This window comes from Desulfobacter vibrioformis DSM 8776, from assembly GCF_000745975.1.
GTDB classification, from domain to species: domain Bacteria; phylum Desulfobacterota; class Desulfobacteria; order Desulfobacterales; family Desulfobacteraceae; genus Desulfobacter; species Desulfobacter vibrioformis.
On the sequence record NZ_JQKJ01000037.1, the window covers coordinates 1 to 21,113 of the forward strand.

The 21,113-nt window shown below is 48.5% G+C and carries 13 protein-coding genes and 1 tRNA gene; 5 read left to right on the top strand and 9 right to left on the bottom strand.

All coding sequences use genetic code 11. The features are described from left to right. Window positions 1-535: 535 nt before the first annotated feature. The 4 genes from Q366_RS17120 to Q366_RS17135 all read right to left on the bottom strand — a co-directional run bounded on the left by Q366_RS17120 (window position 536) and on the right by Q366_RS17135 (window position 3,661). A tRNA-Met gene (locus Q366_RS17120) sits at window positions 536-612 on the bottom strand. 59 nt (window positions 613-671) lie between these two features. Continuing rightward, window positions 672-1,637, bottom strand: coding sequence for a D-glycero-beta-D-manno-heptose-7-phosphate kinase (rfaE1, locus tag Q366_RS17125; RefSeq protein ID WP_035241313.1), 966 nt, complete (start codon window positions 1,635-1,637; stop codon window positions 672-674). Next, the gene (gene thrH / locus Q366_RS17130; RefSeq protein ID WP_035241316.1) at window positions 1,638-2,243 is read right to left on the bottom strand and encodes a bifunctional phosphoserine phosphatase/homoserine phosphotransferase ThrH; all 606 of its coding nucleotides are present in this window, start codon (window positions 2,241-2,243) and stop codon (window positions 1,638-1,640) included. Between the two features lie 104 nt (window positions 2,244-2,347). Further along, window positions 2,348-3,661, bottom strand: coding sequence for a homoserine dehydrogenase (locus tag Q366_RS17135; protein WP_035241318.1), 1,314 nt, complete (start codon window positions 3,659-3,661; stop codon window positions 2,348-2,350). Window positions 3,662-3,825: 164 nt separating this feature from the next. On the opposite strand from Q366_RS17135, the gene purM reads away from it, so the two are divergent. Further along, window positions 3,826-4,869, top strand: coding sequence for a phosphoribosylformylglycinamidine cyclo-ligase (purM, locus tag Q366_RS17140; RefSeq protein ID WP_035241321.1), 1,044 nt, complete (start codon window positions 3,826-3,828; stop codon window positions 4,867-4,869). A 22-nt stretch (window positions 4,870-4,891) separates the two neighbouring features. Continuing rightward, window positions 4,892-5,929: a tRNA (adenosine(37)-N6)-threonylcarbamoyltransferase complex transferase subunit TsaD gene (gene tsaD, locus Q366_RS17145; RefSeq protein WP_035241326.1), complete on the top strand. Its 1,038-nt coding sequence runs from the start codon at window positions 4,892-4,894 to the stop codon at window positions 5,927-5,929. Window positions 5,930-5,985: 56 nt separating this feature from the next. Here tsaD and nagZ read toward each other — a convergent pair whose 3' ends face one another. Continuing rightward, window positions 5,986-6,990, bottom strand: coding sequence for a beta-N-acetylhexosaminidase (gene nagZ / locus Q366_RS17150; protein WP_035241328.1), 1,005 nt, complete (start codon window positions 6,988-6,990; stop codon window positions 5,986-5,988). A 93-nt stretch (window positions 6,991-7,083) separates the two neighbouring features. After that, window positions 7,084-8,514, bottom strand: a complete 1,431-nt coding sequence (locus Q366_RS17155) for a DNA integrity scanning protein DisA nucleotide-binding domain protein (RefSeq protein ID WP_245619999.1) — start codon at window positions 8,512-8,514, stop codon at window positions 7,084-7,086. 166 nt (window positions 8,515-8,680) lie between these two features. Here Q366_RS17155 and Q366_RS17160 point away from each other — a divergent pair, with 166 nt between their 5' ends. Next, complete coding sequence (locus tag Q366_RS17160; RefSeq protein WP_035241334.1) at window positions 8,681-9,403, top strand: TIGR04211 family SH3 domain-containing protein; 723 nt, start codon at window positions 8,681-8,683, stop codon at window positions 9,401-9,403. A 41-nt stretch (window positions 9,404-9,444) separates the two neighbouring features. After that, complete coding sequence (locus tag Q366_RS17165; RefSeq protein WP_035241337.1) at window positions 9,445-11,133, top strand: long-chain-fatty-acid--CoA ligase; 1,689 nt, start codon at window positions 9,445-9,447, stop codon at window positions 11,131-11,133. Window positions 11,134-11,281: 148 nt separating this feature from the next. Here Q366_RS17165 and Q366_RS17170 read toward each other — a convergent pair whose 3' ends face one another. The 3 genes from Q366_RS17170 to Q366_RS17180 form a co-directional block, all read right to left on the bottom strand. After that, a complete protein-coding gene (locus Q366_RS17170; protein ID WP_035241341.1) occupies window positions 11,282-11,677 on the bottom strand; it encodes a universal stress protein in 396 nt (131 codons plus the stop codon). A gap of 90 nt (window positions 11,678-11,767) precedes the next feature. After that, window positions 11,768-14,542, bottom strand: coding sequence for an outer membrane protein assembly factor BamA (gene bamA, locus Q366_RS17175; RefSeq protein ID WP_035241343.1), 2,775 nt, complete (start codon window positions 14,540-14,542; stop codon window positions 11,768-11,770). Between the two features lie 2 nt (window positions 14,543-14,544). Then, window positions 14,545-18,219 (bottom strand): translocation/assembly module TamB domain-containing protein, encoded by a 3,675-nt coding sequence (locus Q366_RS17180; RefSeq protein ID WP_245620000.1) that lies wholly within the window; start codon window positions 18,217-18,219, stop codon window positions 14,545-14,547. 605 nt (window positions 18,220-18,824) lie between these two features. Here Q366_RS17180 and cas3 point away from each other — a divergent pair. Next, a complete protein-coding gene (gene cas3 / locus Q366_RS17185; RefSeq protein ID WP_156968213.1) occupies window positions 18,825-21,029 on the top strand; it encodes a CRISPR-associated helicase Cas3' in 2,205 nt (734 codons plus the stop codon). Window positions 21,030-21,113: the final 84 nt, after the last annotated feature.

Genomic DNA, 21,113 nt, shown 5'->3' on the forward strand with positions numbered 1-21,113 from the left:
GAGGCCAGCTCAAAATTGAGCTGAATCCCAGACCGGTTAAAGGTGCGGGGAAACCACCTTTAAAAAGGATCTGAATCATCTTTAACAAAGACTGGATTTAGTGCGCATGGATTGTGCGCACAATAGTGCGCGGATAAGTGCGCACTGCGAACCGGGAAATAGTCGGAAATATAGGTGGCCTCAAATTTGAGGTGGCCCCCCTTTCATCTTCACCTTGCTTGTGATTAAAAAAACCGCCTCAAAAGATGATCAAAAATTGGATCATCTTCACTCTTACTGAAATAATTATTGTCACCTGGATGCAAAAAGACCACCTCGCTATTGGGATGATTGACTGCAAGAGCTTGGCCGGATTTTCGGCTGACCATATCCGTGATGATTCCTGGGAGATCTCCCTATTTTTAGGGGAGTGAATCGAAGATAATTTACCAGCGTTTACCCTGATTTCATAACCAAAGGTTGGAAATACGGTTGGAAGTGTCTTGCCTGAAATAACAAAGGCTCCCAGCGAAACCGCCGAGAGCCTTGATTTATTTGGTAGCGGGGAAAGGATTTGAACCAATGACCTTCGGGTTATGAGCCCGACGAGCTACCAGACTGCTCCACCCCGCAACAACGTCGAAGAATATAGATCAAAGGGGCTTTCGAGTCAAGTTAAATTTTCATCGAATTCAAATATTTTTCATAATACATTGTTTTAGTTCATCAATTGAAGCGGTTGCCGTTCCGACCTTGGCCACAACAATACCTGCCGCCAAATTGGCTAATCCGGCAGCCGCTTCAAACGTAGCACCAGATGCCAGTCCCAGACCTAAAAGAGAGATAACTGTATCTCCGGCTCCGGACACGTCAAAGACCTGCCTTGCTTTGGATGCAATGGCGACAGCCGGTTTTCCGGTTTCATAGAGAGCCATACCAGCCTTTCCGCAGGTAATAAGAAGTTTTTCAAGTCCGGCCAGGGCCATGATCTTTGCTGCAGCCTTTTCCATCTCTTCGGAAGTTTGAATCTGCATACCGGCGGCAATTGCAGCTTCTTTTTTATTAGGGGTCAAAACAGTTACCCCCATGTATTTGGAAAAATCCATGGACTTGGGATCTGCCAGGGTTATCACACCTGATTTCTTTGCCAGTTCAACAATACGGGCGACAATCTCACAGGTTACAAGACCTTTATCATAATCTGAAATTATAACAAGATCCATTTTGTCTATGCAGCCGGCAATAATCCTGGTTAGCGCGTCAAGGGTATGGGGAGTTATCCGGTGCCTGACTTCCCTGTCGATGCGAAGCATCTGCTGACTGGCTGCAATGATTCTGGTTTTTCGTGTTGTGGGACGGTCCGGCTCACTGATCACCCCTGTGACATCAACGTTCAACGCTTCAAGCTTTTTTAAAACATTACGCCCGGCCGGCCCCCTGCCCACAGTACCCATGGCAAAGACCTTTGCCCCCATGGCTGAAAGGTTATTTATAACATTGCCGGCCCCGCCCAGCGTATGGCTTTCCCTTTCCACGGCCACCACAGGCACAGGCGCCTCCGGTGAAATCCTGTCAACCCGTCCCCACAGGTACTCATCAAGCATTAGGTCTCCGATGACAAGCACCTGCAGGTCTTTAAATGTATCAATGTTTATCATTCAGTTTGCCAGAAGATTAGTAAGCATAACTTTAAGCTCATCATAGGAGCGGGTAATGGGGATGTCAGGAAAATCCTCGGTAATGGAATCAGGGGGCTTAAAGAAAAAACCCTGGTCTGCCGCCAGGATCATACCGGTATCGTTGTAGGAATCTCCAAATGCAATAACATGATAGTTCAGGCCTTGAAGGGCGTTAACGGCCCGGGCTTTCTGATTATCGATTCTCAGATTGTATCCGGTGATCCGGTTTGTTGCGTCCACAGTCAGATTATGACAAAGGAGCGCAGGAAATCCCAGTTTTTCCATAAGCGGCCCTGCAAACTCTTCAAAGGTGTCGGACAGGATAATGATCTGGGTCTGCTTCCGGATCCAGTCCAGCATCTGCTTTGCGCCGTCAAGGGGTTCCAGGCCTGCAATGACGCCCTGTATATCCTTAAGTGTCAGATGATGTTCATCAAGTATGGACAGGCGCTTGGTCATAAGCACATCATAATCGCTGATATCCCGGGTGGTCAGTTTAAGTTCCTCAATCCCGGTTTTTTTCGCTACATTGATCCAGATTTCAGGCAAAAAAACCCCTTCCAGATCTGCAACAAGTATTTTCATTCCGTTAGCCCTTTTTGTTTTGTTTATTCTGTCTTGTTATTCTATATTATGCTGGAATCTTTACCCCGGATACCGGGATATGAATACTAAAAAACGACTGAACCCTACTCCGTGTCATCATCTTCAATGCGGATAATAACGGGTTGCCCCACCACGCAGTCGGTTTGAACAATTCTGGTAAGGGCGGTCTGAACCCTGCTTTCCCTGGCCAGGTGAGTCAGCATGACAATGGGCACCTGGCCATTGGTATTGCGTCCTTTTTGATGAACCGATTTGATACTGATATCGTTTTCACCCAAAATTCCTGAAATGGTGGACAGAACCCCTGGATGATCCTGGGCCTCAAAGCGCAGATAATACCGGGTGGACAACTGGGCCATGGGCAGAATAGGTATCTTTTGAATATTTTCCTCGGGATAGCCCAAAGTGGGGACCCTGCGCCGGGTGCCGGAAATGATATTTCTTGCTATGTCGGCTATATCCGAAAGAACAGCCGAGGCTGTGGGCATCATCCCTGCCCCGTGGCCGTAAAGCATGGTCCGTCCTGTGGCGTCTGCATCAATGGCAATGGCATTCATGGAATGATCCACATGGGACAAAGGATTGGAGCAGGGAATCATGGTGGGATGTACCCGGGCTTCAACATGGTTCTCATGTTTTTTCCCGATGGCAAGCAATTTAATGGTATAGCCAAATTCCCTTGCAAACCCGATATCTGCCGGACCTATGTTCCGGATACCTTCCACATGGATATCATCAAGGTTGATTTTCATACCATGGGCCAGGGCATTTAAGATGGCAAGTTTATGGGCCGTATCATATCCGTCCACATCCAGGGATGGTTCAGCCTCGGCAAAACCCAGCTCCTGCGCCTTTTTTAAGGCATCGGCAAACCCGGAGCCATCCCGGGTCATCTTGCTCAGGATATAATTGCAGGTCCCGTTGAGAATTCCGCACATGACATGAATGTCATTGGCGACCAAGGATTCTCTCAGGCTTTTTATGACAGGCATGCATCCCCCGCAGGACGCTTCAAATGCCAAATCAACCTGATTCTTTCCGGCAAGGCTGACCAGCTCATTGCCAAACCCTGCCAAAAGCGCCTTATTGGCAGTCACCACATGCTTTTTATTTTCAAGGGTTTTAAAAATAAAATTTTTGGCTACGGTTTCCCCGCCGATAAGCTCCACAATAATGTTAATGTCGGGGTCATTAATAACCGATGCGGCATCGGTTGTTAATTGAGTACCTGTTAAATCAACCCCCCTGTCCGTTGTGATATCAAGGTCAGCAATGGTTTTAAGATTCAGACAGGCACCGATCCGGGACTCAAGCAGTTCTTTTTTCCCCTTGAGCAATTTTGCCACGCCTGCCCCGACGACACCGAATCCAAGTAAGCCGATATGGATTGTTTTCATGAAGATATTTGCTCCAAAATAGTCCTGTGTTTAAAATCACCACTTAATACTTCATCCAGGCATCCCTTGTCAAAAAGCTTTTGACTTTTTACAGGCTTTGGGCGTATGATTAGCAATTTTAAAGGTGTTTTATAGAACTTTTAGGATGCCATAGGTGAGATAAGATGAATGACTCTTTGACATATGCGGATTCCGGCGTTGATATTGACAAAGCCACCCGGCTGGTAGGCCGGATAAAAGACATTGCCAAATCCACCCCACGGGCCGGTGTAATGGGCGAAATCGGTGGTTTCGGCGGACTTTTTTCCCTGAACCTGGCCAATATTTCCAACCCGGTACTGGTCAGTTCCACAGACGGGGTAGGTACCAAGCTGAAAATCGCATTCCAGATGGACAAACACGACACTATAGGCATAGACCTTGTGGCCATGTGCGTCAACGACATCATTGTCCAGGGGGCCAAGCCCTTATTTTTCCTGGATTATCTTGCCATGGGCAAACTGGACAACAGCGTGGCTGAAAAAATCATTGAAGGTATTGCCAAAGGCTGCACCCAGGCCGGCTGTGCCCTGATCGGCGGAGAAACCGCTGAAATGCCCGGCATGTACCAGGAAGGTGAATATGATCTGTCCGGCTTTAGTGTCGGCATCGTTGACAATGACAAAATCATTGACGGCTCATATATCCGTCCGGGGCACAAACTGATCGGCATTGCCTCTTCAGGTGTCCATTCCAATGGATTCTCTTTAGTGCGCAAGGTTTTTTTTGACAAATGCGGGTATGACGTCAATACCAAGCTGGCCGATCTGGACACCACCCTTGGAGAAGAACTGCTCAAACCCACCATCATCTATGTATCCAGCATTCTAAGCCTGCTGCGCGACCTGCCTGTACACGGCCTGGTTCACATCACAGGCGGCGGCATAGATGAAAACATCATCCGGGTCATTCCCCAGGCATGCAAGGCTGTCATCCACAAAGGATCATGGCAGATTTCCCCCATATTCAACATCATCCAGCGGGAAGGCAATGTGCCTGACCATGACATGCACAGAACCTTTAACAACGGCATCGGCATGGTGGTGGTGGTTCCTGAAAAATCCGCCCAGGAAGTCATGGACAGACTGGGGGCCATGGAAGAAAATGCGTATTTTATAGGTGAAATCCTGGAAAGGAAAAACAACGAGAACCAGACCCAGTATGTCTGATTACCCTTCCGGAAAATAAACCATGCGCATTCTCGGAATTGAATCCTCCTGCGACGAAACTGCAGCGGCAGTCGTGGAAGACGGTGTGCGCATTCGCTCTTCTGTTGTCTCCTCCCAGGTGTCCACCCATGCCATCTACGGCGGTGTGGTGCCTGAACTTGCATCGCGTATGCATCTTGAGGCCATAGACCCGGTGATAGACCAGGCCCTGGACCAAGCCGGTGTCAGCTTAGATGACATTGACGGCATTGCCGCCACCCAGGGTCCCGGACTGATTGGCGCACTTCTGGTGGGCTTTTCCTATGCCAAAGCCCTGGCCTGGGCACGAAATCTGCCCCTGGCCGGCGTTGACCATCTTGAAGCCCATATCTGCTCTTTACAGCTTTTGGACAATCCCCCCAGGTTCCCGTTCATTTGCCTTGTGGTATCAGGCGGGCACACCAATATCTATCATGTAGAAGGACCCGGCACATTCACCCTTATGGGCCAGACCCGGGATGATGCGGCAGGAGAAGCCTTTGACAAGGTGGCCAAAATGATGGGGTTAAGCTATCCGGGCGGGCCTGCCATTGAGGCCCTGGCAAAAAAAGGGGATCCTGAAAAAATCAAATTCCCCAGGAGTATGCTTGGAAAAGACAACTTTGACTTCAGCTTCAGCGGACTTAAATCTGCGGTGGCCCGGCACCTTCATGAAAACCCCGATATGAGATCGGATATGGAATCGAATATGAGTGGAATTCAGCCTGCCCATGTGGCAGCCGGATTCCAGATGGCTGTCATTGATGTGCTATCCACTAAACTGATTGCTGCGGCCAGGGATAGAAACTGTTCCAGCATTGGCATTGCAGGCGGGGTCTCCGCCAACCAGACATTTGTGACAATCCTTGCTCAAAGCGCCGCACGATATAAAATCAAAGTATTCTCCCCCCCTTTGTCTCTATGTGGAGATAATGCTGCCATGATTGCAGCCAGGGGCTGGGAAATGATCCGGAACAACCAGGTATGCGGCCTTGGAGATGATGTCTATTCCCGGGTAAAATCCGTGGTTCCTATTGTTTAAACTTGTTTAAACGCAAAGTCCCCCCTGCATGCGCCTTGCATCCGGGTTTCTTTGCCTCAGTATCGAACAAGAAATTTTTCCTTTGCCGCTAAAATCCTTTTCACACAGGTGTGGCCTGATTCAAACAGTTCCCTGTCCTTTTCAAGATATCGCATCACAGCCTCTCTGGCTTCGGTAATATTGGGTCCGGCGTGGCAGACAAGCACCATGTCGATTTGTGCAGTCATAATCCTGTGAATACAGGTATCCATATCATGGCTGATGGCCTTCATGTCAAGATCGTCGGTCATGACAAGGCCCTGGTATCCCATATCCTGTCGCAGAAGATCGTATGCAATGGTCTTTGACAAACTGGCCTGCCAGTCCGGATCCAGTTTGGGGTACAAGATATGTGAGAGCATAATCCCTGAAACCTGTGCTTGTTTTGCGGCTTCAAAAGGGACCAGATCGGTCTGTTTCATATCGGACAGTTCCGCATCCAGTTCAGGCAGAAAAAAATGGGAATCCTTTACTGTCCTGCCAATGCCTGGAAAATGTTTGGCCACAGCCATGACACCAGCCTTTTGAAGCCCCTGGATCACCGCAGTGCCCAGTTGGGACACACGGTTTGCATCGCCTTTAAACACCCGGTCTTTCATGATAGAATCCATATCCGGCGGAGCCACATCCATGACCGGAGCCATGTTCATGTTAATGCCCATGCCAGATAGTTCTGCTGCTGTAATCCGGGCAAACTCCCGGGCGTCTTCAAGGGTTTTCATATGGGGATTGCCGGGAAATTCGGTAAAGGGTTTGCGCAGTCTTGCCACCTGCCCGCCTTCCTGGTCCACAGCAACAAACAGATCCGGCAAGCCTTGGTCCAAAGCATATTTCCGGGCATCCATGCACAAACGGCGCAACTGGTCCGCAGAGTCAATATTGGACCGGAACAGGATAATTCCCCCGGCCCTGTATTCCGTTATCAGATGCTTTAATTCTGTATTAAGGGTGTGGCCGTTAAATCCAAGCATCAGACGCTGGCCGGCCAGATCTGCTAGGGATTGAAAATCAAATTGAATCATAAATTGAATTATTGCCCTTTGGGTGGGTTGTTAGGTTTTAAGTGTTAGGTGTTAGGTTTTAGGAAATGCCTATACTTGAATTATAACAGATCATCATATCTGTACGCCCTGCAAATGCTGTTCAAGGGTGAATATTTCGGGCATGTACTGGTAAACGGGTTTCCACCTGGATATGCCGTTCAATTCAATACCATTAAATATGATTGAGATCGGTCTGTCAGCAGAAACGACGATCACAATCACTTTTGATGTTGTGGCGGAAAATCTCAATGCGGAATTGTACCTGGCACCCCGTGCCATGTTTTCCCAGGTAACGGACTGCCCGTCCAGAAGACAGCCGAATCCGCGGATTTTGGCATCCGGTGTTATTTGAACAGCACCGTCAATGCGCATGAATGCCGCGGCCAGTTGATATTTATCAGAATCCAGAAGACTTAAAGGAGGATCCAGCACATGGCCGGACAGCACCAGAGGTTCATCGTTCAGGTCAATCACCATGGTGCTGCCGTAATGTGAATGTCCAGCCTTGTGGATCAATCCGGAAACGACACCAAACAAGGTACCGGCAGCTTCGATATCAAGCTGTGAATCCAAAAGCAATTCTTCCAGCTCCACCAGCTTATTTTTCCGGGTGGTGGAATAAAAATTGCCGTCACAAAATGACGCCACCTTCTGGGTACCCATACGCAAAAAGCCATGATCGCCCCTGAAATCCGCAACAATGGCATATTCGGGTGCAGTGGCTATTGTGATGCCCACAACATAATTGCCGTCGGAAACCAGTTTACGATTTGACCCTTCCACACTGACAAGCAGTTTTCTGGTGTGTTTGATATTTGAAATTACCGGCCTTTCATTACGCTGAAACATGGTCAGAAAATCAATGGCGTCTATATTTACCGGGTCCGTAAAAAAAAGATACCCCCTTGCCCAGGCCCCCTCTTCCTTGGTTTTTGAGATGGAAAGAATATGGTCAAGAAGCGTTGGAATCTGAATTTTAGTATCATAGCCCAGATGACTGTTGCGCTCATCCACCATATAATCGGCTATGGCTTGGAGTGCGTAATTTTTAAGCACATAATCCGAACAGTTGATGGGTGGATTGCACGAGGTGTAATCATGGGCAAGCAGGGTCGCCGCCTGTTCCAGCCATTTCTCAGTCGGTTTGATGGAACACATGTCAGGATGGTGTTCGGTAAACCAGATCTGGTAAAAAAAGTCACTGCTGGCCCCTGCAAATGAAATAAGTCCTGACAATCCCAGATTTTCCAGGGGAATCAAATAGCCTTTGGGTTGACCCTTAATCTGCGACAAAATATGCTGCCGCCAGTGTTCCCCGTGAACAAGAAAAACTTCATTGAGCACGGTTTCATGCCCGAACAAAAGATCCTGGGGGTCAAAGACCTGAACAGGATCATCCGGCCCCGGTGCAAACAGCAGGGCAACGCGGCTTGGATTGGAATACCTGCGCAACCCGTCAGACACCCCGTTAAGGATATTGGCAATACACAATTTACTAAACAAGTCCGGACTCATACGCCAACCATAGACTGTAATTATTGAACCAATCAGAAAGTACTGATTGATCCCATGTTCCACGCGGTTTGGCAAGTTTTTTTTACATGCCGGGTGTTGTAAAAACAGGGAAGGACTGGTAATTAACTAAAAACTGTTAAGGAGGCAATAAATAATGATGAAACTATTTCCACGGATTTATGCGGTTGTGCTAATTGTTGTCGGGGCCACAGCGTTGTGTCATGCCCAGACCGCTTATGTCTCTGATATACTCATTCTCACATTCAGGCAGGGTCCAGGCCCTGGCTACCCTGTGATCTCCACGTTAAAAAGCGATACCCCTTTAACCGTAATTGAAGAAAAAAACGGCTACCTGAAGGTGGAACTTTCATCCGGGGAACAGGGGTGGGTGGACAAAAACTATATTGTAACAGATCCGCCCAAATCAATACTTATAGACCGGTTAAAAAAAGAAAATGCCGTCCTTGAAGACAAAATCAGGATATTGACGGAACAGGCAGGCCAAAGCCCATCAGGTACTGCCCGCATGGATACGGATCAAAATACAGACATGGCCGCAAACCAGGCGGCCATGGAACAGCTTAAAAAAGAAAACCAGGCCCTGACCCAAGACCTTGAAACCTTAAAATCACAATACACTGTGCTTAAGACCGCCTCGGGCAATGTAACTGTCATTTTAGAGGAAAACAAGCGCCTGAAAACCCGGAACGCATCTTTGTCCGCCACGCTTGCCCAGCAAGAGGCGAATGATGGGTTCGTGTTTAGAACCGACATGATTAAATGGTTTCTGGCCGGTGTAGGCGTGCTTCTCCTTGGCTGGGTTATTGGTCTGAGTATATCTTCCCGGCGCGGCAGTTCAGGCTCTTTGCTGGACTGAATTTTTTACCGCCAATCTGGCATATAGTTAAGGAGAAAGTATTGTCTGACTCGAGCGTTTATGGAAAAAAAATCTGGACACAATCTTACGCCCAAGGCGTTCCCTTGCATGTTGACTTTGAAGATGTCCTGATCCCCCAGTACCTTGAGCGATCGGTGAAAGCCGTCCCTGATAATCCGGCCCTGATCTTCCAGGGCTACACCTTGACCTTTACGCAGCTCAATGACATGGTTTGCAGATTTGCCGCAGCCCTGAAGGGGTTTGATATAAAAAAAGGGGACAAAGTGGCCATTCTGCTGCCCAATGTCATCCCCTGCGTGGTGGCCTATTATGCAACCTTAAAAATTGGCGGCATTGTTGTATTTAATAATCCGCTTTACGCAGACAGGGAACTTGAGCACCAGTTCACGGACTCAGGCGCCACATTTCTGATCACCCTGGACCTTTTAGCGGACCGCATGGTAAAACTGCGGGAAAAAACAGACATTACGACCATTGTGTATACGTCCATCGGCGATTACCTTCCTTTTGTCAAACGCCTGCTTTTCCCCTTGGTGGCAAAAAAGAAAGGCCTGGCCAAAGATGTCGCCCCTGCACCCAATCTGTATAAATTCAAGGATATTATTGCCCAATATGCCCCGGACACCTGTCAGGAAAATGTCAGCATGGACGATGTGGCCATGTACCAGTATACCGGCGGCACCACTGGTATTTCCAAGGGCGTGATGCTCACCCACAAAAATATCTCTTACCAGGTCCAGCAGCTTGAAGCCTGGTTCCCCGCGTTGGAGAAAGACAAGGAAACCATACTGGGCGCCCTTCCCTTTTTCCATGTATTTGGCATGTCCACATCCATGAACTTTGCCATCAAAATGGGGTGGGGAAACGTACTGGTACCCAAACCCCAGCCCGGGCCGCTTCTGGAAGCCATCTCCAAATTCAAAGCATCCTTTGCGCCCCTGGTGCCCACCATGTACATCGGCATGCTGAATCACCCGAATATGGAAAAGACTGATCTAAGTTCAATAAAGGGCTGTTTTTCCGGATCCGCCCCCCTCCCGGTGGATGTAATCAATACTTTTCAGAAAAAAACCGGCGGCGTTATCGTGGAAGGCTTCGGCCTGACCGAATCCACACCGGTCACCCATATCAACCCCTTCGACGGAAAACGGGTTGTGGGCAGTATCGGGCTGCCCATATCTGACACGGTTTGCAAAATTGTGGACCTTGAAGACAATACTAAGGAGATGCCCATAGGAGAGCCTGGTGAGCTTCTTATCAAGGGCCCCCAGATTATGAAAGGCTATCTGAACCGGCCCGATGCCACAGCCCAAACCATCACAGAAGACGGTTTTCTGTGTACGGGGGACGTTGCCAGAATGGACGAAAACGGCTATTTTTATATTGTTGACCGCATAAAGGATATGATTCTCTCCGGCGGTTACAATGTCTACCCCAGGGATATTGATGAAGTGCTGTTTGAGCATCCCAAAATTCTTGAAGCCTGTGCCGTTGGTATTCCCCATCCCACACGCGGTGAAGCAGTCAAAGCGTTTGTCATCCTCAAGCAGGGAGAAACCATGACAGAGAAGGAAGTCATTGACTATTGCGGCACCAAGCTTGCCAAGTACAAATTGCCTGTGGTCGTGGAGTTCAGAGACCAGCTGCCGAAATCCAATGTAGGTAAAGTTCTGAGGAAAGATTTAAGGGCGGAAGAGCAGAATAAATAGTTACAATTTAAAACCCCAAAAGAACAAGTCATCCACAACGGCAGATCATACCGCATCTTCTGATTGTGAAACAAATCTGAACAAAAACTCGTGTCGGACTTGGACGGCTCGTAGAGGAGCTAAATCGCCTCTACGAGCCGTTCAAACGCTATTTCATGGAAACCACCGGACAGGGCGCATTGAGAATCAGGGCCTGGGCTGTGGAGCCAAGCAGCAGTTTCCCCACCCGGGTCCTGTTTTTCACACCGATAATGATTTCGTATGCCTGGGTTTCCTTGGCAAAATTAACCAGATCATCCGCAGGATCAATGCCGCGAATCAATAAATGGGTTTCGCAGGCAATTTTTTTTCTGTCAAAATGGGTTTTGGCCATTTCCAGACCGGCTTCAGCCTTGGTGATCCGTTCCTGATCCTTTTCCATACCCTCGGCCATTATGGTAACGATGGATACCGTTGCATTAAAAAGTTGTGCCCTTTTCAATGCAAGTTCAAGAAGATTTTCCGCCTGGGTTGTGCCACTTTTGTAGCCCACGATAAGTTTCATCTACCATTCCTTAGTTTGTACATTTTTAAATGTTTAAATGGTCTATTTTAAGATAATTTTGGCTCTGTCCGCAAGGATAAAAAGCTTAAATTAAAAAGTGTAGCCCATGGAAAAATAAAAACACCCCTTACTTTCCCCTGGACGGGGATCCAATTTCCAGCCGTACAGAAAACTGATGGGCCCCACCGGTGTCTGACGGCGCAGACCAATACCGGCACTGCTCCTGAATGATTCCGAGATGTCCGGTTTCTGGATTTCGGTTAAGGCACCGGTGTCAAAAAACAGGGCAAACTCATAACTTGCACCCAGATCGTACCGGGCTTCCACAGAACCCAGCATCATGGACCGTCCCCCCACGGCCTTGTTGTCGTCATCAGACTGCAGCATGTTTTCATCAAACCCTCTCACGGTTGCCGCGCCACCCAGAAAATAGAGCTGGTCATCGGAAATATGGGTATTGCCTCCGTAAGTCTGCATGGCTCCGTAGCGGCCGCGCATGGCGATAACCAGGTCGTCGGTGACCGGTAAATAATACCGCAGCTCCAGGCCGTATTTGTAAAAATCATCCAGACTGGAAGCAGTGCCTTTGAACACATCAAAGGTTGCCGATGCAAACAACCCGTTTCGGGGATGGACCAAGGAATCTGTGGTATGCCAGGTAAGACCTGTATTGATCTGGCCGATATATCGAATCCCATAATCGTCAACCTCATCATTCCCAAGCTTGCGGTCCACCCTTAAATACTGGTCCCGGTATTCATAGCCCCCTCCCAGGGAAAGGCAGGTCTTTTTATTGTTAAAATTGCGCAGAAACGTCTGGGACAGGCCATAGGTTTTGATGCCGTAATCCTTGTTGAACGCCTCGGTTTTCTCTGTATAAGCCTTGCTTGTGGAGATGAAGCGGGTAGAAAAAAATCTGGGTTCAGTTAACGAAACATTCATGCCGTAACCCACCTGGCTCAGCTCAAGACCGGCTTGGGCATTCAGGTTATGGCCCCAAAAATCCTTATCCCCGATGCCGGTTTCCATGTACAGGTGCCGGGAGGTGTCATATCCGCCGGCCAGTTCCACATAATAGGGTTTTTTCTCGGATATCTCCACAATCAGGTCAACCTCGGGCTGCCGGTTTTTAAGGCCTGCAGTTTGGATTCTGACGGTATCCACGGCATTAAGGTCCTGGATGTTTCTGCGGGAGTCCACAATCTTGCGCATGGAAAACGGATCTTTCGGGGCGATCTCCATCTCCTCTTCAAGTTCTTTCTGCTTCAGCCGCAGGTTCCCGGTATAAAAAATATTGCCCACCATCACCCTGGGCCCCTGGTCCACATGATAGGTGATCTGGATCCGGGTACTGTCCTTGGAAAACCTGGAATTCAATGTCACCCGGACATGGGGATAGCCCTTTTCGGATACGGCCTGCTGAAGTGCTGAAACATCGTCATCAATCCGGGTGCTGTCATACCAGAGCCCCTTTTTCAGGGTCATGACATCAAGTGCCTTGTCCAAAGGAATAGCGGAAAGCCCCTGGATGTCCACCTGTTCAATCTTTGTTCTGGGGCCTTCCTTGATGATGATCTCAACGTCCACCTGTTTTTCCTTCTTATCCGGCGCATCACTGATCTTAACTTTTTTATTCACCTTAATTTTTGAAAACCCCTTGGTAACATACAATGCCTTAACCGCCTTGAGGTCATTGTCCAGTTCTGTCTCGCTGAAACCGCCATTTTTCCGGGTCAGAATATTTTTTTTAAGCGCTTTTAAGGCCAGGGTGTCTGCACCGCTGATTTTAAGTTCAGATACCCTGTACTTCACCCCTTCGTCTATAACGATATTGACCTGCCGCACCCCCGGGCTTTGGGAATCATCTTTCCCGTCTTTTTTTTCCTCTTTCACTTTTACATCGGGAAAACCTTTTGCTTCATACCGTTTCCTGATATTGCGCATGCTTTTTTTCAGGGAAAAATTGTTTTTATTCCCGTCTTCTTTAAGCAAAAGTTCTTTCTTCAAAGCCCATTTGTACAGCACCTCATTGCCATGAATATCAATGTTGTACAGCGGGCCTTCATCAATGGTGAAAATGACATCCACGGCGTCACTACCGTTAACCGGCAAAGTTTTTGCTGTCACCTGAACATCTGCATACCCTTTTTCCCGGTAAAATTGCGTAATTTTCTTGATATCATCCTTCAAATCTTTGTCTGTAAATCGATTTCCATGCCACGGCAAAAGAGATTTGCGCCAGGTTCCGGTCTCAAACTTAAGACGGCCCTGGCCAATATGTTCATTGCCTGTAAACTTAACCTTGCGGATATTATGAAAAGGGCCCTTGTCAATATCCACCTCAATAATGCAGCCATTGCCATGTTTCACAACAGATACATTAACCTTTGGCGCATAAAACCCCTGGCGTTTGAAAAGTGTTTCCACCTGCCGGGCCTGGTCTGCCATTTTCTGTTCCTGATAAACGCCACCGGCCTTTATGCTCATTGTGTTCAGCACTTCCTGCTCAAACACGGGAAACGCATTTTTAATATGAATCTCCTGTACCCGGCAAAACGGGGTCACCTCAAAGGAGAGTACCATACCACGTTCTGTCTTTTCAGGATCAGGTACATGGATGAATTCAAAAAACTGGGCCTGGGTCAATGCTTCGACAGCAGTCATCATGACTTCGATGGAATACGCATCCCCCACTTTTACGGGGATAAAACTTGAGGCAATGGAGCGCCAGAGGGCCTGTTCTTCAGGAGGACAGTTCACTAAGATATTGATAGCTGCCACTTTGCCGGCATCTGCCGCAGACACAGGTGCAGCAACATTTAAAAGAATACAGGCCACAAAAATAACAAAAATGTAAAATCGCATCTTTATCTGAACTCCAGCCTGTATTTAAGTTCACCGCCCAACTTACCGCTGGTATTCCGAAAACTGCTTAGCATAAGATGTTCCAGAAGCTTGTAGTAGGTAGTCACCGTCTGCACAGTCTGTCCGGCACTGATACCTATGCCGTAGGAGACACTGAGCTGCCGGGAAAGATCTGCGCCTAAACTGACATTTACACCGGTTTCGCCATTCTGATTATCCATGCTGATACTGACGTCGCTTAACCCCGTGGTCTCCTTGATTTTTTTACTTAAAGAATCTACCATCATTTTGGCAATGGCCGCTGCTGACATCGAATCCCCGGAACTGTCCCCGGAGCCCATTTCCTCCGTGGTTTTGCCAAATGCAATCAGGGAAAGAATATCTGCATCCGTGGCAGCAAGATCAGAAGAGAATTCAAGTGCCAGGTTATCCGGTGTGCCCGTCACTGACAGGGTAATGGTATAGGATGAAATCGTGGTTTCACCGATCAGGGTAATCTCGGGTTCGATTTTATACGGGTTGATAAAATCAATGGACCCTTCGGTGATTTCGAATTGAGCTTTCTGAAAATTAATCGTTCCCTCATCCACCACGGCCCGGCCATCCAGGGACGGTGCATACGCGGTTCCCCTGATACTGATATTGGGACTGATGTGCATGGACGCCAGATTGTTGTCCACGACAATGGCTTCCCTGCGCGTGACATAAATATTGAGCTCAATGGGTTTTAAAAATGCCGGTCCGGGTTCCCGTACTTTAGGGCGGGATTTTTGGGTTGCCTGGGCCGCTATGCTCATCAGACTTAAATCCACATCCTTGTAATAAGTGCCTTCTAAGATGTCTACCTGGCCCGTGATCGCGGATTTATCCAGGGTACCGGCCCAGGTCAGCTGGCTGTTCAACGTCATATCCAGGGTGTCGGGTATATCCACAGGAACCTGATCAGCGTCAAGGTTCAGTTTAAACGTATCCGGCATGCCGTTTTTCAGCCCGGCCTTTCCGGTCAGCGTTATTTTACCATCGCCGAGATTGGCCGTAACATTCCGGATGTCAACTGCCCCGGGAGTCAGTACAATCTGGCCGCAGATTTTCTGCAAAGGCTCGTCCAAAGCCTCCAGGTCCAGGATCATGTTTGAAAGCTCAATACTGCCCCGAAAATCAGGAGAGGCGGCTTTGCCCCCGGCATGCAACGAGATCAGAACATCCCCTTCTGCGGCATTTATCCCGTCTACCAGGGGAACCAGCATGGATCCGGGAAGGCTTCCCCGGGCATCGGCTGTCAGATCCCCTTTGATATCGCCGTTGGCCGACAAGGTAAGCCAGCCCTTGTCCATGATCCGGACCGGCACCGGATCAAGCGTGAACCGGCCGTCTTTGAGCAGGGCTGAGGCATGTTCAATGCGGATCAACATCTGTTCCTGTTTGACCAGTGCCAGCCGGGAGACATGAACAGATGCCTGCAACGCTTCGGGGTCGTCCAAAGGCCCGTGCACCTCTATGGCGGCACTGGCATCAGCCACCATGTCCGGAACATTGGGAAGGCGCAGATCCACGGCGTTAATGCGCCCTGAAATATTCGGGGCAAGCAGACTGCCCCTGGCGGAAATATCCAGACCCAGCCTGCCCGAGGCAAGGGCTGCATCAGCAGCCGAATCAATACCCTTAAGGTCGGTTTCCGGGATCACGGCCCGGACATCAAGGGTCTTATCCGCCACATTGATCTGCCCGGTAATGTCCAGGTGCGCATTATTTTTCTGGATGCGGGCCTGTCCAAAGGTCACAATGTTGTCGGCAAATTTAAGCCGGGCCTGGATGCTGCCCAGGGCATAGGTTTCAAAGCCCGCATTCTGGCCTGAAAGCAACACCATGATTTTCGGCTTTTCCAGGGACCCGGTTCCGGTCATTTTACCGGAAAAAGCGCCCCTGGCACCCAGGTGCGGTGCCAGTTCGCCCAGTTCAAGCTGATTAAAATCCACGGATATATCAAGGGCATGATCTTGCCCATTTTTTTCGCCCAGAGCCAGGGTCCCTCCGGCATTGAGCGTCCCCTGGTTGCGTTTAAGAGTCAGTTCCTGAACCCGGAGCAGCCCCTTGTCCATCCGGGCCTTGCAACGCACCTTATCGGCCTGGAATCCGTTTAAAGCAAGATTTCCGGCATTGATATCCAGGATCAGATCCGGTTCTGTGAATCCCCCCTTAACAGACGCATGGACACCGGCACTGCCCAAAGCCTTCTGGCCCGCAAGCCCGAGGGGAACGGACATGTCCGCCACATCCAGGTCCAGATTTCCGGCCAGTGTCATAGTCCGGGGGTCAAACCCCGGCATATCCAGCCGAAAAGCGCCTGTACCGGTCATGCCGGGTCCGTCCAGGGTCAGGCTGGTGAGCGTCAGAATCTCTTTTTCCAGTTCAGCACCGGCCTTGAACTGCACCTTTGCCGGTCCGGACATCCGGGGCAGGATCAGATCATGGGCCGTAACATCCAAATCTGCCCGGGCAGACATCTGTCCGGGCATTACGCCCTGGCCATGGACCCGGACCCGGGCGGAAACCTTCCCCTTTGGGGTATTTTCTCCCAATTCAAGGGCATCCAGGGACAGACTGTCCGAATTAAGAAAAAAGTTATAGACCAGGGTATCCAGGCCGGCCATGGGGCTGGTAAATCCCTGTGGAAAGGTTTTTGACAGATCCACATCGCCGCCAAAAGGAATGGTTCCGGCCGGCAGATCAACCCGGCACTCTTTAAGGGTCAGATGCCGGTCTTCAAGCCCGGCATAAAGCGTTATGCCTGATACTGAAATTTTATTTATACTGCCCTGGCCTGATTCGAACTGAATCCCGGCAACCGGATTATCAATACTGCCTTTAATGGTCAGATTGGCCCGGCCCTTTCCCCGGACCAGGTCCTCTGGCAGGCCCAGGGCCTTTGTGGCCAAGGGTGCTTCAATATCAAGGGTAGCAGCGATATCCGGCGTTATAGTCCCCAAAAGTCCTGCAACAGACCCTTTGGCATTGAATCCGATGCCCGGCATCCGGGCATTGACATTGATATTTGAAATATTGTCCTTGTCAATACGGGCCTGAATATCAAAGGATTCAAGGGAAAACGCCATGTCCCCAAAACCCAGATGCCCTCCGGCCAGGGCCATTTTAGCCGACGCACAAAGGTCTGCCAGCTTAAACCCGGTCACCTCAACGGACAAATCCGGAAGATCTATATTGAATTGCGGGGCTGTTACTTTTATATGTGCCTTGTTCACCTTGAATTCACGGACCCGGAAATCAAACCCTGGGGATTTGGCAGGTTCCAAAGCGTTGGTATCTGATGGGGACCGGGTATCAGAAACCAGGGCTGATAAAATATCAATATTCCCCTGCTCCGACATGCTGATATCAAGGACCGGCTTATCAATCAGGATTCGGGCCAGTTCAATTTTCTGACAGGTCAAAGCAGACCAGTCAACCTCGGCCTCTACCAAAGAGATGCCGGCGAGTTCCTTGCCGGAAATATCTTTAAGGTGAACTCCGGAAATCTGAACCTTGCCTTCTCTAAGCCGTAAGGCGAGCTGTTCCCATGACAGGGTTCCGGGAATCGCCTTGTTGACCTGCTTTTGAATAAAGGCCTGGGCAGACCGGATCTCAATAAAAAAAAGACCGGCCACAACCAGTCCGGCCACAAGAAAAACGCCCAGTAAACATGTTAAAAAAATGACCCGGAACCAGTGTCTTTCAGGGAATTTTCCGGGGTTTCGGGGGACCACAGAAGGAACTTGAAAATCTGTTGGGGCTGCCATATTGCTTATGCGGGTTAGGGGGTTATCAAAATAGTACCAGAACAAAAACCCGTGTTTGGACTTAAAATTGCCCGGATGAAAATTTTGCTGCAACGCCGCAGATGGGTGACTTTGCGTTCAAACACTAAATATGTTTAGGTTTTAGGCCATGCACCAGGCCATGTCAAGGCAGACATTTTATTTGACCTGAAAGATTCCAAGGGGTTCCAATAATATAGCTTCTTGTTGACATCAAAAAATGATATGGTTTTTATAATTTTATGCTCAAAGACTTAAAATTCATCGGAATTAATATCCGCGCTCTCCGCCGGTCAAGCAACTGGACCCTGGCACAACTGGCGTCAAAAAGATGAAACCGCCGGACAAGAGATAAAACAGATTCATGCCATACCCGAGGCGCTAAAACTTGTGAAAATTTAATCCATTGAATTAGGTTGATTGTGTTAACAAGTAACTTGAATCAAATGTTTTATTGCAAAGGGGAGGCCATGGAGACGGAAATAAAATATTATGCCCACAGTTTACATGAAAGGCCTAAACAAGAATGGCAACTATTGGAAACTCACTTGATAAACGTTGCCAATATGGCGGGTTATTTCTCCGATAGTTTCAGAGCTAAGAAATGGGGGTATTGTGCAGGAGTGCTACATGATGCCGGCAAAGCAACCTCAGCTTTTCAACGCAGACTGGAAGGCAGCCCGGAACGCGTAGACCATTCGACATTTGGCGCTATCCTGGCTAAAGAAATCGGTGGTAATCTTGGTCTGCTTTTATCCTATGCAATCGCCGGACACCATGGAGGAATCCCGGATGGCGGGGCACAGGAAACCCAGCTGCATTTCCGATTAAAACACAACAAATCCCAAAAGGCTGAAAGGCTTGATGTGTTAAGTCCTTGTCTTGATGGAAAGCTGGCTTTCCCCTTTAAAATATCAAGGGAAACCGGTGGTTTTTCTCTTTCCTTTTTCACTCGAATGATTTTTTCATGCCTTGTTGATGCAGATTTTTTAGATACAGAAAAATTCTGCGGTCCTGAAATTGCCAGGGAACGGGCCTGTTCCCAGGAAAGGAAAAACTTAGTAGAACTCCAACGAAACATGACCGCTTATATGGATGCCCTTCTTGCGGGAGCGCAGGCGACTTATGTAAACGAGCTTCGGGAAACAATACTCAAGCAATGCAAAGAAAAAGCCAAATTACCGCCCCAATTTTTTTCTCTCACAGTACCGACAGGTGGCGGAAAAACGCTGTCATCCATGAGTTTTGCTTTAGATCATGCAGTTGGGCATGGAATGAACAGGATCATTTATGCGATTCCTTTCACCTCGATCATTGAACAAAATGCGGGAGTTTTTCAAAATATTTTTGGACAGGATTCGGTTCTTGAACATCATTGCAACTACAAGGAATCGGAAGAATCGGAAGAAGCCGCATATAATCGGCGGCGCGGCCTGGCTACTGAAAATTGGGACAGCCCGATCATTGTTACCACCAATGTTCAATTTTTTGAGTCTTTTTTCAGTAACAAGTCATCTCGTTGCCGTAAACTGCATAATATCACCCGCAGTGTCATTGTACTGGACGAAGCCCAGGCAGTCCCAACCGATTATCTGGAACCCTGTCTTGCAGTTCTTCGGGAATTGGTCAATCACTACGGCTGCACCATTGTTTTATGCACTGCGACTCAGCCGGCTTTTGATGACACAAGCAGTTTGCGCTCTGCTTTGCCAAGTCTGAAAGAGATAATTGATGATCCGGATTTGATTTTTTCAAAATTAAAACGCACCAATGTTTCTTTTATGGGAAAAAAAACGGATGAGGAAGTTGCAGGGCTTATAAATTGTGAGGGCCAGGCGTTGTGCATTGCGGCGACCAAAGCCCAAGCCCGGGCAATATTCGATCTTCTGAATAAAGATGGTGCTGGGGTTTTTCATTTATCCACGAATATGTACCCCCAGCATCGAAAACAGGTACTAAAAAAAATAAAAAAACGCTTGAAAGAAAATAAAAAATGCGTCGTGGTTTCGACTTCTCTTGTGGAGGCGGGGGTTGACCTGGATTTTCCGGTGGTTTTTCGCGCCATTGCGGGTTTGGATTCCATTGCCCAGGCAGCCGGCCGTTGTAATCGCGAAGGAAAGATGGCAGGCCTTGGCCAGGTTTTTGTTTTTGAGCCGGAAAAAAAGCCGCGTATGCCCTGGCTCAACCGATGCATTTCAAAAACCGCAGAAACCATGCGCAGTATGCCGGGCTGTGATCCGATAGGCACCATGGCTATACGTCGCTACTTTGAACTGCTTTATGACATAGAAGACTTAGATAAAAAACAGATCATGCACCGATTGAATCCTAAAAGACTTGATAAGGATCTGCTGTTCCCTTTCAAGGAGGTTGCACAGGATTTCCAATTCATTGAGGAAGATACGGTCGGTGTTGTCGTGCCCAGGGAATCAGAGGCTCGCCAACTGGTGGAGCAACTCAGGCACACTGAATTCCCAGGTATTTTGCTTAGAAAGCTGCAGCCATATCTTGTTGCTGTCCGGACCAGAGAATATACCCAGTTATATACAGGAGGAGCGATAGAACTAATTCATGGCGAGATTCCCATATTACAAAACAGTGCAGCTTATCGTGATGATGTGGGCTTAATTGTTACCAGTGCTGATGTTTGGGAGGTAGGAGATTTAATTCAATAATTTTTGTTACCAAGCTAATTCCGTATAGGGAATGCAGGCTATTTATGAATTAAAATTTTATTAATGGCCTGCTATCTCTAAAAA

Bases quoted from the DNA above. Each gene is read 5' to 3' on its own strand.
- Q366_RS17160 (WP_035241334.1), top strand. From the start codon at position 8,681: ATGATGAAACTATTTCCACGGATTTATGCGGTTGTGCTAATTGTTGTC.
- purM (WP_035241321.1), top strand. From the start codon at position 3,826: ATGAATGACTCTTTGACATATGCGGATTCCGGCGTTGATATTGACAAA.
- bamA (WP_035241343.1), bottom strand. From the start codon at position 14,542: ATGCGATTTTACATTTTTGTTATTTTTGTGGCCTGTATTCTTTTAAAT.
- nagZ (WP_035241328.1), bottom strand. From the start codon at position 6,990: ATGATTCAATTTGATTTTCAATCCCTAGCAGATCTGGCCGGCCAGCGT.
- Q366_RS17135 (WP_035241318.1), bottom strand. From the start codon at position 3,661: ATGAAAACAATCCATATCGGCTTACTTGGATTCGGTGTCGTCGGGGCA.
- rfaE1 (WP_035241313.1), bottom strand. From the start codon at position 1,637: ATGATAAACATTGATACATTTAAAGACCTGCAGGTGCTTGTCATCGGA.
- Q366_RS17170 (WP_035241341.1), bottom strand. From the start codon at position 11,677: ATGAAACTTATCGTGGGCTACAAAAGTGGCACAACCCAGGCGGAAAAT.
- thrH (WP_035241316.1), bottom strand. From the start codon at position 2,243: ATGAAAATACTTGTTGCAGATCTGGAAGGGGTTTTTTTGCCTGAAATC.
- cas3 (WP_156968213.1), top strand. From the start codon at position 18,825: ATGGAGACGGAAATAAAATATTATGCCCACAGTTTACATGAAAGGCCT.
- tsaD (WP_035241326.1), top strand. From the start codon at position 4,892: ATGCGCATTCTCGGAATTGAATCCTCCTGCGACGAAACTGCAGCGGCA.